We start from the raw sequence: 13909 nt of genomic DNA, 5'->3' as shown, positions 1-13909 counted from the left end.
TCCAACGAGCGGATCAACGAGAAGTTCGGAAGGAGGAAGGAGGAAGGAGGAAGGAGGAAGGAGAAGGGGCTCACGCGACACCGCGCGCGGACACGTCGAACCGGTCGCGCAGCAGGAACAGCAGCCCGGCGCCCAGCGCGGCCACCAGCCCGGACACGCCCTGCCCCACCGCCGTGAACGGCGCCGGCACCGCGTCCCCGGCCCCACTCGCCGCGTCCGCGGCCAGCAGCACCGCCGCCCACGCCCCCGCCACGACGGACGGCGCGGCCACCGGCCCCAGCCGGGGCGTCAGCGCCAGCCCGGTCGTGGTCAGGGCGAGCCCCGGCAGCAGCCAGGCCAGCGCCCGCAGCCCGTACCCCGGCATGGCCAGACTCGCCAGCCCGCCCGCACCCACCGCCACGGAGAGCACGGCGACGGTACGGATCATCAGCAGCCGGAAGCCGTGCAGCGGCGAGACGACGGCCATCTCGTACGTCGGGTCCAGCGCGGGCCCGTACGCGAGCGCCACCGAGGCCAGCGGCAGCAGCGGGGCGACGGCGAGGAAGAGGGTGGGCCGGTCGGCCGCGCCCGCCGCGTAGGCGACGAGGAACGCCGTCAGCAGTACGGAGACGACCGCGCCGAGCCAGGAGCGGCGCAGGACGGGGGTGGCGGCGAGCAGCCGCGCGGTGCCGTCCCCGACGCCGCACCGCACCAGCAGCGCCTCGAACCACCCCGGCCTCGGGGCGTCCAGCTCGGCGTCGAGCCGTTCCCACCCCGCGTCCAGGGCGGCGCTGTCGCTCGCCCCGGCGAGGACGGCGCGGCAGTGGGCGCAGGCGGTCAGGTGGGTGTCGGCGGACCAGAGCGCGGGCGCCGCCAGCTCGCCCCGGGCGTAGGCCCGCAGGTCGGCCTCGTCAACGTGCCAGGTCATGCCAGCGCCTCCCGCAGCTGTCGGCGGGCCCGCATCGCCCGTGTCTTGACCGTGCCCGGCGGGATGCCGAGCAGGACGGCCGCCTCGCGGGTGGTCAGCCCGTCGACGACGGTGGCCTGGAGCACCGCGCGCAGCTCCGGCGAGAGCCGCACGAGCGCACCGGCGAGGTCGCCGTGCTCCACCCCGGCCAGGACGCGTTCCTCCGCCGAGGCCTCGTCCCGGTGCCGCAGCCGCGCCAGGGCCTGCCGCAGCCGGCCCCGGGCGCCGTCGCCCCGCACCACGTCGATCAGGCGCCGGGACCCGATCCGCCACAGCCACCCGGCCACGTCGCCGTCCTCCCGGTAGCGCGCGCTGCCCCGCCACACCGCCAGGAACGTCTCCTGTACGACGTCGTCGACGATCCCGGGGTCGGCGCAGCGGCCGCGCAGGCGGGCGGTCAGCCAGGGTGCGTAGCGGCGGTACAGCTCCTCGAAGGCACGCCGGTCGCCGTCGGCGGCGACGGCCCGCAGCAGCTCGCCGTCGCTTCTCGTTCCGTTCACGTCTCCTCATCGCACGGGGTGGGGCCGGCGGTTCACGATCCCAGCCCGCTATCCCAGACGTCATGTCCCCGTAACCATCGATTCAGACTGCCTTGCGACGCTCACCGAATGCAGCCGACCGTGCCGGAGCAACCAGGAGCAGGGCATCAGGCGCCTTCCGACGCGCCTGTCCTGCGCGCTGCGCGGAAGAATGGGTTCATGAGGCAGCCGAACACCCAGGCAGAGGTCCAGCACCCGCAGTCCGCGCAGTCGGCGGCGCACGCGCAGCACCCGCAGCCCTCCGTGGGCTCCATCGCCGCGCACCGCCCGCACACCGTGGCCGCCACGGTCTCCGACCTGGAACCGGACATCGACGCCGACCTCGACGCGTACGAGGAGTCGGAGGAGTCCCAGGGGCTCCAGGCGGACGGCACCAAGCTCCCGCAGGGCCGCTTCCTGGACCGGGAGCGCAGCTGGCTCGCGTTCAACGAACGTGTGCTCGAACTGGCCGAGGACCCGAACACGCCCGTCCTGGAGCGCGCCAACTTCCTCGCGATCTTCGCCAGCAACCTGGACGAGTTCTTCATGGTCCGCGTCGCCGGCCTGAAGCGCCGCATCGCCGCCGGCGTCGCCACCCGCTCCGCCTCCGGCCTCCAGCCCCGCGAGGTGCTGGAGATGATCTGGGCGCGCTCACGCGAGCTGATGGCCCGGCACGCCGCCTGCTTCCAGGAGGACATCGCCCCCTCCCTCGCCGAGGAGGGCATCCACCTGGTCCGCTGGAACGAGCTGGCGGAGAAGGAGCAGGCCCGGCTGTTCACCCTCTTCCGGCACCAGATCTTCCCGGTCCTCACCCCGCTCGCCGTCGACCCCGCGCACCCCTTCCCGTACATCTCGGGCCTCTCCCTGAACCTCGCGGTCGTCGTCCGCAACCCGGTCACCGGCCACCGCCACTTCGCCCGCGTAAAGGTCCCCCCGCTGCTCTCCCGCTTCCTGGAGGCCTCCCCGGGCCGCTTCGTCCCCATCGAGGACGTCATCGCCGCCCACCTGGAGGAGCTGTTCCCGGGCATGGAGGTCCTGGAGAGCCACGCCTTCCGCGTCACCCGCAACGAGGACCTGGAGGTGGAGGAGGACGACGCCGAGAACCTCCTCAAGGCGCTGGAGAAGGAGCTGATGCGGCGCCGCTTCGGCCCGCCGGTGCGCCTGGAGGTCGAGGAGTCCATCGACCGCGAGGTCCTGGACCTCCTCGTGCGGGAGCTGAAGGTCAGCGAGGCCGAGGTGTACCCGCTGCCGGGCCCGCTGGACCTCACCGGCCTCTTCCGCATCCACGGCCTGGACCGGCCCGAGCTGAAGTACCCGAAGTTCGTCGCCGGCACCCACCGCGACCTCGCCGAGGTGGAGTCCGCCTCCGCGCCGGACGTCTTCGCCGCCCTGCGCAGCCGCGACGTCCTGCTGCACCACCCGTACGACTCCTTCTCCACCTCCGTGCAGGCCTTCCTGGAGCAGGCGGCCACCGACCCGGACGTCCTGGCGATCAAGCAGACGCTGTACCGGACCTCCGGGGACTCCCCGATAGTCGACGCGCTCATCGAGGCCGCCGAGGCCGGCAAGCAGGTCCTGGTGCTGGTCGAGATCAAGGCACGCTTCGACGAGCACGCGAACATCAAGTGGGCCCGCAAGCTGGAGGAGGCCGGCTGCCACGTCGTCTACGGGCTGGTCGGCCTGAAGACCCACTGCAAGCTGTCGCTGGTGGTCCGCCAGGAGGGCGAGACGCTGCGCCGCTACAGCCACGTCGGCACCGGCAACTACCACCCGAAGACCGCCCGCCTCTACGAGGACCTGGGCCTGCTCACCGCCGACCCGCAGGTCGGCGCGGACCTCTCCGACCTGTTCAACCGGCTCTCCGGCTACTCCCGGCGCGAGACCTACCGCCGCCTCCTCGTCGCGCCGAAGTCCCTGCGCGACGGCCTGGTCTCCCGCATCCACAAGGAGATCCAGCACCACCGCGCCGGCCGCCCCGCCTACATCCGCATCAAGGTCAACTCGATGGTCGACGAGGCCGTGATCGACGCCTGCTACCGCGCGTCCCAGGCGGGCGTCCCGGTCGACGTGTGGGTGCGCGGGATCTGCGCGCTGCGCCCGGGCGTGGAGGGCCTGTCGGAGAACATCCGGGTCCGTTCGGTCCTCGGCCGCTTCCTGGAGCACTCCCGCGTCTTCGCCTTCGGCAACGGGGGCGAGCCCGAGGTCTGGTTCGGCAGCGCCGACATGATGCACCGCAACCTCGACCGCCGGATAGAAGCCCTGGTCAGGGTCGTCGACCCGGCCCACCGGGCGGCCCTGAACCGGCTGCTGGAGACCGGCATGTCCGACTCCACCGCGTCCTGGCACCTCGGCTCGGACGGCGAGTGGACCCGGCACGCGACGGACCCGGACGGCCAGCCCCTGCGCAACGTCCAGGAGATGCTCATTGACGCCCGGAGGCGCCGGCGTGGCACAGCAACACCTTGAACCGACGGACCCCGCGGCCGCCGCAGGGCCGCCGCCGGTGCCCGCGGGCGGTGACGCCCTCGCGAGCTACCTGCGCGCCCAGGCCACGGAGTTCCTCCGCGCCCTGCGCCTGCACCGGGAGACCGGCACGGGCGCGCACGCGACCGGGGCGCAGGGCACCGCGGCACGCGGCACCGGGGCCCACGCCGCCCCGGACCGGGCCGCCCCGGCCGCCGACGGCCCCGTCGACGCGGCCCGTGCCCTGCGCCGTGCGGCCCGCCGCCTCAGCGGCACCCTGCACACCTTCCAGCCGCTGCTGGACACCGAGTGGGCGGAGTCCATGCGCCCCGAGCTGGCGTGGCTGTCCGGCACGCTGGCGCTGGAGCACGCCTACGCGTCCCGCCTGGAACGCCTGCTCCAGGCCCTGCACCGGCTCTCGGGGACGGCGCTGCTCCCCGCCCAGCAGCAGACGGGCCCCGCCGCCCCCACCGGGTCCGCGCCCCTCACTCCCACCACCACCCGCCCCTCCCCCGCCGACCGAGGCGGCCTCACCGTGGGCGCGGCCAAGGCGGGCGCGCTGCTCGACCGCCAGCTGACCCTGGCCCGCACCCGGGCGCACTCCACGGCCCTCCAGGCGCTGGGCAGCAGCCGCTTCCACGCGGTCGCCGACAAAGTCGCCTTACTGGCCAGCGAGGTACCGCTGAAGGACACCACGGACTCCACCACCGACCTGCGCCCCCTGGCCGCCGCGGCCCGGGACCGCCTCACCGACGCCGTCGCCGCGCTCCCACTGGTCACCGCGGGCAACCCGTACAACGCCCAGGCCCTGGTCCACGGCCTCTCCCCGGACCCGGCGCCCCACCCCCAGGACACCCAGTGGCACCAGGTCCGCCTGCTGCTGCGCCTGCACCGGTACGCGCTGGAGGTGCTGTCCGGCGAGTACGCCGACGAGACCGACGGCGGCACGGACGTACGCCTCCTGGCGGCCGGCGAGGCCCTGGACCGCCACCGCGACGCCTCCGAGGCCGCCGCTGCCGCCGCCCAGGCCGCCCGCACCCCGCGCATCGCGCCCGCGACTGCGTACGCGCTCGGCGTGCTCCACGCCGACCAGCGGCATGAGGTGGAGGCGGCGAGGTACGCGTTCCAGCACAGCTGGCGCAAGGAGCCCGTCAGGCTGCCGTAGGCCCGTCGCAGGACTGGAGGCGACCCACACCGTGAGCCCCGGCGAGGTCCCCGTCGTCCGCGCGGCCGGCTGCGTCCTGTGGCGCCGCTCACCCCGCCCGCCCGGCCTGGAACTCTGCCTCGTCCACCGGCCGAAGTACGACGACTGGTCGCACCCGAAGGGCAAGCTCAAGCGCGGCGAGGACCCGCTCGCGGGCGCCCTGCGCGAGGTGGCGGAGGAGACCGGGTACGCCGCCGCGCCCGGCGCCGAGCTGCCCCGCGTGCGCTACCTCGCCGGGGGCCGCCCCAAGGAGGTCAGGTACTGGGCGGCGGCGGCCACGACCGGCGCCTTCACCCCCTCCGACGAGGTCGACCGCATCCTGTGGCTCGCGCCCGCACAGGCCCGCGCCCGCCTCACCCGGCCCGGCGACCGCCCCCTCGTCGACGCCCTCCTCGCCACGCTCCCGCCCGGGACCACTCCGTGTCCTTGACGTAAGCGTTCCGTGACCTCACCGCACCGACCACAGGGGTTCACCCCGCGTTCATTTACGGCCATCGGCGGCTTCACCTGTTCTGCCTAATTTCGGCCTTACCGATACGGGACGCATCCCGAGAACGCGGCCGTATCGCCCAGTCTTCATCGCACTCCTCGCACGCCGCCGAATTCAGGACGGCGGCTCCTGGAAGGAACTCCCTCAAGTGAAGCTTCAGCGCAAGAACCGGCGGGCCCTCGCTCTCGGTGCTCTCGCCGTCTCCGGCGCCCTGGCCCTCACGGCGTGCGGCTCGGACGACACCGGCGGCAACAGCGACGGCGGCGGCGCCAGCGCCGCCGCCAACAGCAACATCAAGTGCGACGACGCCAAGGGCCAGCTCCAGGCCTCCGGCTCCTCCGCGCAGAAGAACGCGATCGACGCCTGGGTCAAGGCGTACACAGCGGCGTGCAAGGACGTGCAGGTCAACTACCGCCCCGACGGGTCTGGCGCGGGCATCACCGCGTTCACCCAGGGACAGACCGCGTTCGCCGGCTCGGACTCGGCGCTGAAGCCCGACGAGATCGAGGCCTCGAAGAAGGTCTGCAAGGACGGCCAGGCCATCGACCTGCCCATGGTCGGCGGCCCGATCGCCGTCGGCTACAACGTCCCGGGCGTCGACACCCTCGCCCTGGACGCCTCGACCCTCGCCAAGATCTTCGACAGCAAGATCACCAACTGGAACGACCCGGCGATCGCCAAGCTCAACCCCGAGGCCAAGCTGCCCGACCTCAAGATCCAGGCCTTCCACCGCTCGGACGAGTCCGGCACCACGGACAACTTCACCAAGTACCTGAAGGCCGCCGCTCCGAACGACTGGAAGTACGAGCCGGCCAAGGCCTGGGCGGCCAAGGGCGGCCAGTCCGCTCCGCAGTCGTCGGGTGTCGCCCAGCAGGTGAAGCAGACCAGCGGCGCCATCTCCTACTTCGAGCTGTCCTACGCCAAGGACGGCATCAAGACCGTCGACATCAAGACCGAGGCGGCCGAGCCGGTCAAGGCCACCGTCGACAACGCCACCGCCGCCATCGGCGCCGCCAAGATCGTCGGCACCGGCAAGGACCTCGCGCTGGAGCTGGACTACACCCCCGAAGCCGACGGCGCGTACCCGCTCGTCCTGGTGACGTACGAGATCGTCTGCGACAAGGGCAACAAGGCCGACAGCCTGCCCGCCACCAAGTCCTTCCTGAACTACATCGCCTCCGAGGACGGTCAGGGCCTGCTGGAGGACGCCGGCTACGCCCCGATGCCCACCGAGATCATCACCAAGGTCCGCGAGACCATCTCGGGCCTGAGCTGACCCGAGTGCGGTCCGGGCCCCGCCCGGGGTCCGGACCGCACCGTCCGGTGCACCGCCGCCAGGAGCCCCGCGAGACCCGCTGTGGCTCCGCCCGAGCCGTCGCCCACGACGGCTCCGCAGACCGGAGAACCCGATGGACATAACCACTGATCCCCAGAAGCCCGCACCAGCCCCCGTACCCCACCAGCCCCCCGGGACCAAGGACAAGGGCGCCGGACGCGGCGTCACCCGCCCCGGCGACCGGATCTTCCTCGGTCTCTCCCGCGGGTCCGGCCTTCTCGTGCTGGTCATCATGGCCGCCATCGCGGCCTTCCTCACCTACCGCGCCTCGATCGCGATCAGCGAGAACGAGGCCAACTTCTTCACCACCTTCGAGTGGAACCCGACGGGGGACCCGCCGGAGTTCGGCATCGCGGTCCTGGCCTTCGGCACCGTCGTGTCGTCCATCATCGCCATGGCCATCGCCGTCCCGATCGCGGTCGGCATCGCCCTGTTCATCACCCACTACGCCCCCCGGCGTATCGGCGGGGGCATCGCGTACGTGATCGACCTGCTCGCCGCCGTGCCCTCGATCGTCTACGGCCTGTGGGGGGCCATCGTGCTCGTCCCCCACATGAGCGGGCTCTACGGCTGGCTGGACGACTACCTCGGCTGGACCGGCGTCTTCGAGTGGAACGGCGGCGCACCGCGCTCCATGCTCACCGTCGGCATCCTGCTCGCGATCATGATCCTGCCGATCATCACGAACGTCAGCCGCGAGGTCTTCCGGCAGGTCCCGCAGGCGCACGAGGAGGCTGCCCTCGCCCTCGGCGCGACGCGCTGGGAAGTCATCCGCATGTCGGTGCTGCCCTTCGGCCGCTCCGGCGTCATCTCCGCCTCGATGCTCGGTCTCGGCCGCGCCCTCGGCGAGACGATGGCCGTCGCCATGGTGCTCTCCCCGGCCTTCGACATCAGTGCCAGCCTGCTCGACCCGGGCGGCGGCACCTTCGCACAGAACATCGCCAGCAAGTTCAACGAGGCCACCCCGATGGGCCGTGACGCACTGATCGCGTCCGGTCTGGTGCTCTTCGTCATCACCCTGCTGGTCAACGGCGGAGCCCGCATGATCATCGCCCGCCGCAAGGAGTACTCGGGGGCCAACGCATGAGCCACACACGCCTCGCCGACAACGCCTCCGGGCGTCTGCCCAGCTCGCTGCGCGGTGCGACCCTGCCCAAGTGGTTCCCCTGGGCGGTCGCCGCGGGCTCCGTCGCCCTGGGCCTCGGCATCAGCGCCGCGGCCGGCCTGCAGAGCTCCGTCCAGTGGGCACTGATCGCCGCCGCCCTCTTCGTCCTCGGCTCCTATGCCATCTCGGCCAAGGTCGAGGGCGGGCGCCAGGCCAAGGACCGGATCGCGACCAGCCTGGTCTGGGTCGCGTTTCTCCTGGCCGTCGTCCCGCTCGCGTCCCTCGTCTGGGAGACCGCCGAGCGGGGTGTGAAGGTCTTCGACGGCTACTTCCTCACCCACTCGATGGGCGTGGTCGCCGACTCCGAGCCGGGCGGAGGCATCTACCACGCCCTCCTCGGCACCCTGGAGCAGGTCGGCATCGCGACCGCCATCTCCGTGCCGCTCGGTGTGCTCACCGCGATCTACCTGGTCGAATACGGGCGCGGCAAGCTGGCCAAGGCAGTCACCTTCTTCGTCGACGTGATGACGGGCATCCCCTCGATCGTCGCCGGTCTGTTCATCCTCAGCCTGTGGATCGTCATCCTGGACATGGGCTACTCCGGCCTTGCCGGGTCCCTCGCCCTGTGCATCCTGATGGTCCCGGTCGTCGTCCGCTCCACCGAGGAGATGCTCAAGCTCGTACCGAACGAGCTGCGCGAAGCCTCCCTCGCGCTGGGCGTGCCGAAGTGGCGCACCATCCTCAAGGTGGTGATACCGACGTCCATCGGCGGCATCACCACCGGCGTGATGCTCGCTGTCGCCCGCATCACCGGCGAGACGGCCCCCGTGCTGCTGCTGGTCTGGGGTACGAGCTTCATCAACTCGAACCCCTTCTCGGACCCGCAGGCGTCCCTGCCGATGTACATCTACCTGCAGTACGGCGCCGGCTTCGACGCCTCGCACGACCGTGCCTGGGCAGCGGCCCTGACACTCATCGCGTTCATCATGATCCTCAACCTCGCGGCGCGCCTCATCGCGCGCTGGAAGGCCCCGCAGACCGGTCGCTGACGCGCGGCCCCCGGACAGTACGTCGTCAGCGACCGAAAGAAGAAGTGATACCCATGGCCAAGCGCATAGACGTCAGCGGCCTCAACGCCTACTACGGCTCCTTCCTGGCCATCGAGGACATCTCGATGACCGTCGAGCCCCGCTCCGTGACCGCCTTCATCGGCCCCTCCGGCTGCGGCAAGTCGACCTTCCTGCGCACGCTCAACCGCATGCACGAGGTCACGCCCGGCGGCCGCGTCGACGGCAAGGTCATGCTGGACGACGAGAACCTCTACGGCCCCGGCATCGACCCGGTGGCGGTGCGCCGCGAGGTCGGCATGGTCTTCCAGCGCCCGAACCCGTTCCCGACCATGTCGGTGTACGACAACGTCGCGGCCGGCCTGAAGCTCAACGGCAAGTACAAGAAGTCCCAGATGGACGACGTCGTCGAGAAGTCGCTGCGCGGCGCCAACCTCTGGAACGAGGTGAAGGACCGCCTGAACAAGCCGGGCTCCGGCCTCTCCGGCGGTCAGCAGCAGCGCCTGTGCATCGCCCGCGCCATCGCGGTCGAGCCGAACGTCCTGCTCATGGACGAGCCCTGCTCCGCCCTGGACCCGATCTCCACCCTCGCCATCGAGGACCTGATCGGCGAGCTGAAGGAGCGCTTCACGATCGTCATCGTGACGCACAACATGCAGCAGGCGGCGCGCGTCTCCGACCGCACGGCGTTCTTCAACCTGGCGGCGGTCGGCCAGCCCGGCAAGCTGATCGAGATCGACGAGACGGAGCGCATCTTCTCCAACCCGTCGGTCCAGGCCACGGAGGACTACATCTCCGGCCGCTTCGGCTAGACCCCACCCCGATCCCCTCGCGGTGCTGCATGGCGGTGCCACCGCGAGGAGCACAAAGGGCCCGCCCCCTCCGGGGGCGGGCCCTCTTATCCGGCGTAGCTGCGGGCAGTCGTGCCTCCCCCAGTGCCTGAACAGCCTGGGAGGTACCCCCAGGGCGGCACGGGTGGGCGCAGCGGCACCCGCCCAGCCCGGAACTACAGGAACACCAGATTGACCACCCAGAACGACACCGCCGCCACCACCGCGGCCGCCGGCATCGTGATGAACCACCCCACGATGATGTTCCGCGCAACCCCCCACCGCACGGCATTCACCCGCTTCGTGGCTCCCACACCCATGATCGACGACGTAATGACATGCGTAGTCGAGATCGGCGCGTGGAAAAGAAACGCCGACCCGAACATGATCGACGCCCCCGTCGTCTCCGCGGCGAACCCCTGCGGCGGGTCCAGCTCGATGATCTTCCGACCCAGCGTCCGCATGATCCGCCAGCCCCCCGCGTACGTCCCCGCGGACAGCATCAGCGCACACGCGATCTTCACCCACACCGGAATGGGATCACCGTAGTCCTCGACATCGGCGATGACCAGCGCCATCACCACGATGCCCATGGTCTTCTGGGCGTCCTGCAGACCGTGCCCCAGCGCCATGCCCGCCGCGGACACCGTCTGCGCGATACGGAAACCCCGCTTCGCCTTGTGCGGGTTGGCCCGCCGGAAGATCCACATGATGGCCGTCATCACCAGGTAACCGGCGATCAGGCCGACCACCGGCGACACGAACATCGGAATGACGATCTTGTCGACGACCCCGTGCCAGTACACGGTCGTGCTCCCGGCCAGCGCGGCCCCCACCATCCCGCCGAACAACGCGTGCGAGGACGAGGACGGCAGCCCGAAGTACCAGGTGATGAGGTTCCAGACGATCGCGCCCACGAGCGCCGCGAAGAGGATCCCCATCCCCTTCGAGCCCTCGGGCGTCTCGATCAGTCCCTCGCTGACGGTCTTGGCGACCCCGGAGCCGAGGAACGCGCCGGCGAGATTCATGACGGCGGCCATCGCGAGCGCCGCGCGGGGCGTCAGCGCACGCGTCGACACGGACGTCGCGATCGCGTTCGCCGAGTCGTGGAAACCGTTGGTGTACGTGAAGAAGAGCGCGACCCCGATGGTCACGACCAGAGCGAAGGTGTCCATGAAGGGGTCAGGACTCCTTGACCGCGATGGTCTCCACCGTGTTCGCCACGTGCTCGAACGCGTCGGCCGCTTCCTCGAGCACGTCGACGATCTGCTTGAGCTTCAGCACCTCGATGGCCTCGTACTTGCCGTTGAAGAGGTGGGCGAGCAGCTTACGGTGGATCTGGTCGGCCTGGTTCTCGAGCCGGTTGACCTCGATCCAGTACTCGGTGAGGTTGTCCATGGTGCGCAGGTTCGGCATGGCCTCGGCGGTCAGTTCCGCCGCCCGCGCCAGCACCTCGATCTGCTGCTCGACGCCCTTGGGCAGTTCCTCGATGTTGTAGAGGACGACCAGGTCGACGGCCTCCTCCATGAAGTCCATGATGTCGTCGAGGGAGGAGGCGAGGTTGTAGATGTCCTCGCGGTCGAAGGGCGTGATGAACGAGGAGTTCAGCTGGTGGAAGATCGCGTGCGTGGCGTCGTCACCGGCGTGTTCGGCGGCCCGCATACGCTCTGCGATCTCGGCCCGGGCGGATGCGTCCGCCCCGAGCAGTTCCATCAGGAGTTTCGAGCCCGTGACGATGTTGTCCGCGGATGCGGCGAACATGTCGTAGAAGCTCGTCTCCCTGGGGGTCAGACGAAAGCGCACGTGGGGTCCTCGGGGTGCATCGGTTTCGGTCAGGCTGATGCTAGGCGCATCATCCGGCCACGGCTAACGGGCCGTCCCCCAGTGTCGCCCATCAGGAAGACTGATGAGCAGGGGGGCGACACCCGGACGACGCCCAGGCCACTGCCAGGGTTTTCTTCCAAGGACCCCTTACCCCGCAAAGTTCGTTACGATATACCCGCCAGGGGTATATGTCCGCTATCTGCCCAATCTCACAGGAGGACGCGATGACGACCACTGAGGCCGGCGCAGGTGCGCCCTCCCCCTCCGTCGACGAGGTGACCGGGGTGGAGACGGACGGCACGGACGTCGTGACCGACCACGACCGGGGCGTGCACGGCTACCACAAGCAGAAGGACGAGCACCTCAAGCGGCTGCGCCGCATCGAGGGCCAGATCCGCGGCCTTCAGCGGATGGTCGACGAGGACGTCTACTGCATCGACATACTGACCCAGGTCTCCGCCTCCACGAAGGCCCTGCAGTCCTTCGCCCTGCAACTCCTGGAGGAGCACCTGCGCCACTGCGTCGCCGACGCGGCCGTCAAGGGCGGCGCCGAGATCGACGCGAAGGTGGAGGAGGCGACGAAGGCGATCGGCCGCCTGCTGCGCACCTGATCCCGGGCGGCTCCGCAGGGCGGCCGGCCACTGCCGGGCGCCGGTCGGCCACTACCGGTCGGCCGGATACCGATCGGCCGGAGCGGCCCTGCGCTCCTCGGCCACCCGCAGCACCTCGTCGATGCTCTCCAGGCTGAGCCGCTCCCGGGCTGCCGACGCCGCGATGATCAGCTCGCCGCACAGCTCGATCTCGGCGAGGGCCACGTGGTCCTGAACCGCCGTACCGCCGACCGGAGCCACGCGCGTCACCTCGTCTCTGCCGTCACCGACTTCCTAGAGTAGGGAGCGGCCTACACACCGCGCATGGCACGGAAGGGCTAGTTCTTGCCGCCCGTCCCCTCGCCCGGCCCCGCGGCGATCTTGCCGGCGTAGATGTCGGCGTCGTCCGGCAGCCGTACGCGGACGGCGGCGCCGAAATCGTAGAGCAGCGTCGTCGAGGCGACGTCGACGGTGCCCTCGTCCCGCCCGTTGACGAAGCTGAAGCGGTGCCGGACCTTGCGGATGCGGCCCTCGTCGTCGAGGTAGGCGTCGAAGGGCACCTCGGCGGTGGCGAACCCTTCGGCGGCGGAGGCCAGCGCCTCCTTGTTCGCGTCGGACGCGCCCCGCGCCGCCCGCGCCAGGTCGGCGGTGCCCCGGTAGTGCCGCACCTCGGTCCCGCCGACCTCGGTCCGCCCCACGTACGTCGCCGTCCGCGTCCCCCGCAGCACCTCGGCGGCGGCGAAGGGGTCGGTCGCGCCGCCGGTCACGAGGTTCCCGTCGGACAGCGAGGCGGTCTCCACCCGCACCCACTTGTCGTCGGGCACGCCGGCCCCCCGGTTCTTCATGAACAGGGCCCCCGGCGCCAGCAGTTCGGTGATCGGCCGGTGCTCGCTCGTGCCCGCGGGGTCCTGCGGCAGCCGCACCTCCAGCCTGCCGAACCGCCGCTCGAAGTCGTAGACGCCCTCGCCCCGGATGGTGACCCGCGTCCCGCCGCTGGCCATCTCCATCGCGGTGCGCGCCTTGGCGCTCCCGGCGGCCACCAGCCGGTCGGCGGCCCGGTGCAGCACGGCGACCGGATCGCCGCCGCCCGCTCCCTGGACCGCGGCTCCCTCCCCGGAACACCCGCTCCCGGCCAGCCACACACAGACCACACCCCCGACGACGGCGAGACCACCGACCGCCACCCGGCCCCGCCGCTCCCTCTCCCGCTCCCGCTCCCGCTCCCGCCCGACCATCGCCACCTACCCCAGCCGTCACGCCCGCTCCGGACCCCCTGCCGACCCGGTTAACGAGGGGTGGGTGACGCCGGTAACGTGGACGGCGTGGCGCAGCAGGACGGGCTGGAAGCCCCCGGGGAAGCCCCCGGACCGGAACCGGAACACCTCACGACGACGGCCGAACAGGGCCGCTTCTGCCTGGCCCGTTGCAGCTGCGGCTGGCGGGGCCCGGCCCGCAGGGCGAGAAGCCAGGCCCGGACGGACGCGGAAACGCACGCGGCGGCCTGAAAAGGCCGCCGCGTGCGTTTCCGGTACGGAG

15 protein-coding genes are annotated in these 13909 nt (G+C 71.2%); 9 read left to right on the top strand and 6 right to left on the bottom strand.

Annotation, left to right across the window (positions count from 1 at the left end; all coding sequences use genetic code 11):
• Positions 1-70: 70 nt before the first annotated feature.
• A complete protein-coding gene (locus tag M6G08_RS06295) occupies positions 71-907 on the bottom strand; it encodes a cupin domain-containing protein (protein ID WP_272586200.1) in 837 nt (278 codons plus the stop codon).
• The gene (locus M6G08_RS06290) at positions 904-1446 is read right to left on the bottom strand and encodes an RNA polymerase sigma factor (protein ID WP_272586199.1); all 543 of its coding nucleotides are present in this window, start codon (positions 1444-1446) and stop codon (positions 904-906) included. The genes M6G08_RS06295 and M6G08_RS06290 overlap by 4 nt, the downstream gene beginning before the upstream one ends.
• Before the next feature lie 198 nt (positions 1447-1644).
• Between M6G08_RS06290 and M6G08_RS06285 the strand changes: the two genes are divergently transcribed.
• The 7 genes from M6G08_RS06285 to pstB all read left to right on the top strand — a co-directional run bounded on the left by M6G08_RS06285 (position 1645) and on the right by pstB (position 9941).
• On the top strand, positions 1645-3930 hold the full coding sequence (locus M6G08_RS06285) for an RNA degradosome polyphosphate kinase (RefSeq protein ID WP_383140157.1): 2286 nt from the start codon (positions 1645-1647) through the stop codon (positions 3928-3930).
• Complete coding sequence (locus M6G08_RS06280) at positions 3911-5092, top strand: CHAD domain-containing protein (protein ID WP_272586197.1); 1182 nt, start codon at positions 3911-3913, stop codon at positions 5090-5092. Before M6G08_RS06285 ends, M6G08_RS06280 begins: the two co-directional genes overlap by 20 nt.
• A gap of 31 nt (positions 5093-5123) precedes the next feature.
• Complete coding sequence (locus tag M6G08_RS06275) at positions 5124-5561, top strand: NUDIX hydrolase (RefSeq protein ID WP_272586196.1); 438 nt, start codon at positions 5124-5126, stop codon at positions 5559-5561.
• A gap of 208 nt (positions 5562-5769) precedes the next feature.
• Positions 5770-6897 carry a phosphate ABC transporter substrate-binding protein PstS gene (gene pstS / locus M6G08_RS06270; RefSeq protein WP_272586195.1) on the top strand — a complete coding sequence of 376 codons (1128 nt, stop codon included), beginning with the start codon at positions 5770-5772 and terminating at the stop codon, positions 6895-6897.
• Positions 6898-7030: 133 nt separating this feature from the next.
• Positions 7031-8044: a phosphate ABC transporter permease subunit PstC gene (gene pstC, locus M6G08_RS06265; RefSeq protein WP_272586194.1), complete on the top strand. Its 1014-nt coding sequence runs from the start codon at positions 7031-7033 to the stop codon at positions 8042-8044.
• Positions 8041-9111, top strand: coding sequence for a phosphate ABC transporter permease PstA (gene pstA, locus M6G08_RS06260; RefSeq protein WP_272586193.1), 1071 nt, complete (start codon positions 8041-8043; stop codon positions 9109-9111). The genes pstC and pstA overlap by 4 nt, the downstream gene beginning before the upstream one ends.
• A gap of 53 nt (positions 9112-9164) precedes the next feature.
• Positions 9165-9941 (top strand): phosphate ABC transporter ATP-binding protein PstB, encoded by a 777-nt coding sequence (gene pstB, locus M6G08_RS06255; RefSeq protein WP_272586192.1) that lies wholly within the window; start codon positions 9165-9167, stop codon positions 9939-9941.
• A 194-nt stretch (positions 9942-10135) separates the two neighbouring features.
• Here pstB and pitH read toward each other — a convergent pair whose 3' ends face one another.
• Together pitH and M6G08_RS06245 are read right to left on the bottom strand one after the other, a co-directional pair.
• The gene (gene pitH, locus M6G08_RS06250; protein WP_073729768.1) at positions 10136-11134 is read right to left on the bottom strand and encodes a low-affinity phosphate transporter PitH; all 999 of its coding nucleotides are present in this window, start codon (positions 11132-11134) and stop codon (positions 10136-10138) included.
• Between the two features lie 7 nt (positions 11135-11141).
• Complete coding sequence (locus M6G08_RS06245) at positions 11142-11762, bottom strand: DUF47 domain-containing protein (protein WP_030403626.1); 621 nt, start codon at positions 11760-11762, stop codon at positions 11142-11144.
• A gap of 245 nt (positions 11763-12007) precedes the next feature.
• On the opposite strand from M6G08_RS06245, the gene M6G08_RS06240 reads away from it, so the two are divergent.
• Positions 12008-12394 carry a metal-sensitive transcriptional regulator gene (locus M6G08_RS06240; protein ID WP_272586190.1) on the top strand — a complete coding sequence of 129 codons (387 nt, stop codon included), beginning with the start codon at positions 12008-12010 and terminating at the stop codon, positions 12392-12394.
• Between the two features lie 51 nt (positions 12395-12445).
• Here M6G08_RS06240 and M6G08_RS06235 read toward each other — a convergent pair whose 3' ends face one another.
• Together M6G08_RS06235 and M6G08_RS06230 are read right to left on the bottom strand one after the other, a co-directional pair.
• Positions 12446-12643, bottom strand: coding sequence for a hypothetical protein (locus M6G08_RS06235; protein ID WP_272586189.1), 198 nt, complete (start codon positions 12641-12643; stop codon positions 12446-12448).
• Positions 12644-12711: 68 nt separating this feature from the next.
• Entirely contained in the window at positions 12712-13608 is an 897-nt protein-coding gene (locus tag M6G08_RS06230; RefSeq protein WP_272591267.1) for an SCO4651 family lipoprotein, read from the bottom strand.
• A gap of 87 nt (positions 13609-13695) precedes the next feature.
• On the opposite strand from M6G08_RS06230, the gene M6G08_RS06225 reads away from it, so the two are divergent.
• Complete coding sequence (locus M6G08_RS06225; RefSeq protein ID WP_272591524.1) at positions 13696-13878, top strand: hypothetical protein; 183 nt, start codon at positions 13696-13698, stop codon at positions 13876-13878.
• The last annotated feature ends 31 nt before the right edge of the window (positions 13879-13909 follow it).

The organism is Streptomyces sp. M92 (assembly GCF_028473745.1).
Classification (GTDB): Bacteria; Actinomycetota; Actinomycetes; order Streptomycetales; family Streptomycetaceae; genus Streptomyces.
This window is presented reverse-complemented; position numbering and strand designations above follow the sequence as displayed.

Coding starts and splice junctions, on each gene's coding strand:
- M6G08_RS06295 (WP_272586200.1), bottom strand. CDS start 907: ATGACCTGGCACGTTGACGAGGCCGACCTGCGGGCCTACGCCCGGGGC.
- M6G08_RS06285 (WP_383140157.1), top strand. CDS start 1,645: ATGAGGCAGCCGAACACCCAGGCAGAGGTCCAGCACCCGCAGTCCGCG.
- pstC (WP_272586194.1), top strand. CDS start 7,031: ATGGACATAACCACTGATCCCCAGAAGCCCGCACCAGCCCCCGTACCC.
- pstA (WP_272586193.1), top strand. CDS start 8,041: ATGAGCCACACACGCCTCGCCGACAACGCCTCCGGGCGTCTGCCCAGC.
- pstB (WP_272586192.1), top strand. CDS start 9,165: ATGGCCAAGCGCATAGACGTCAGCGGCCTCAACGCCTACTACGGCTCC.
- pitH (WP_073729768.1), bottom strand. CDS start 11,134: ATGGACACCTTCGCTCTGGTCGTGACCATCGGGGTCGCGCTCTTCTTC.
- M6G08_RS06240 (WP_272586190.1), top strand. CDS start 12,008: ATGACGACCACTGAGGCCGGCGCAGGTGCGCCCTCCCCCTCCGTCGAC.
- M6G08_RS06230 (WP_272591267.1), bottom strand. CDS start 13,608: ATGGTCGGGCGGGAGCGGGAGCGGGAGCGGGAGAGGGAGCGGCGGGGC.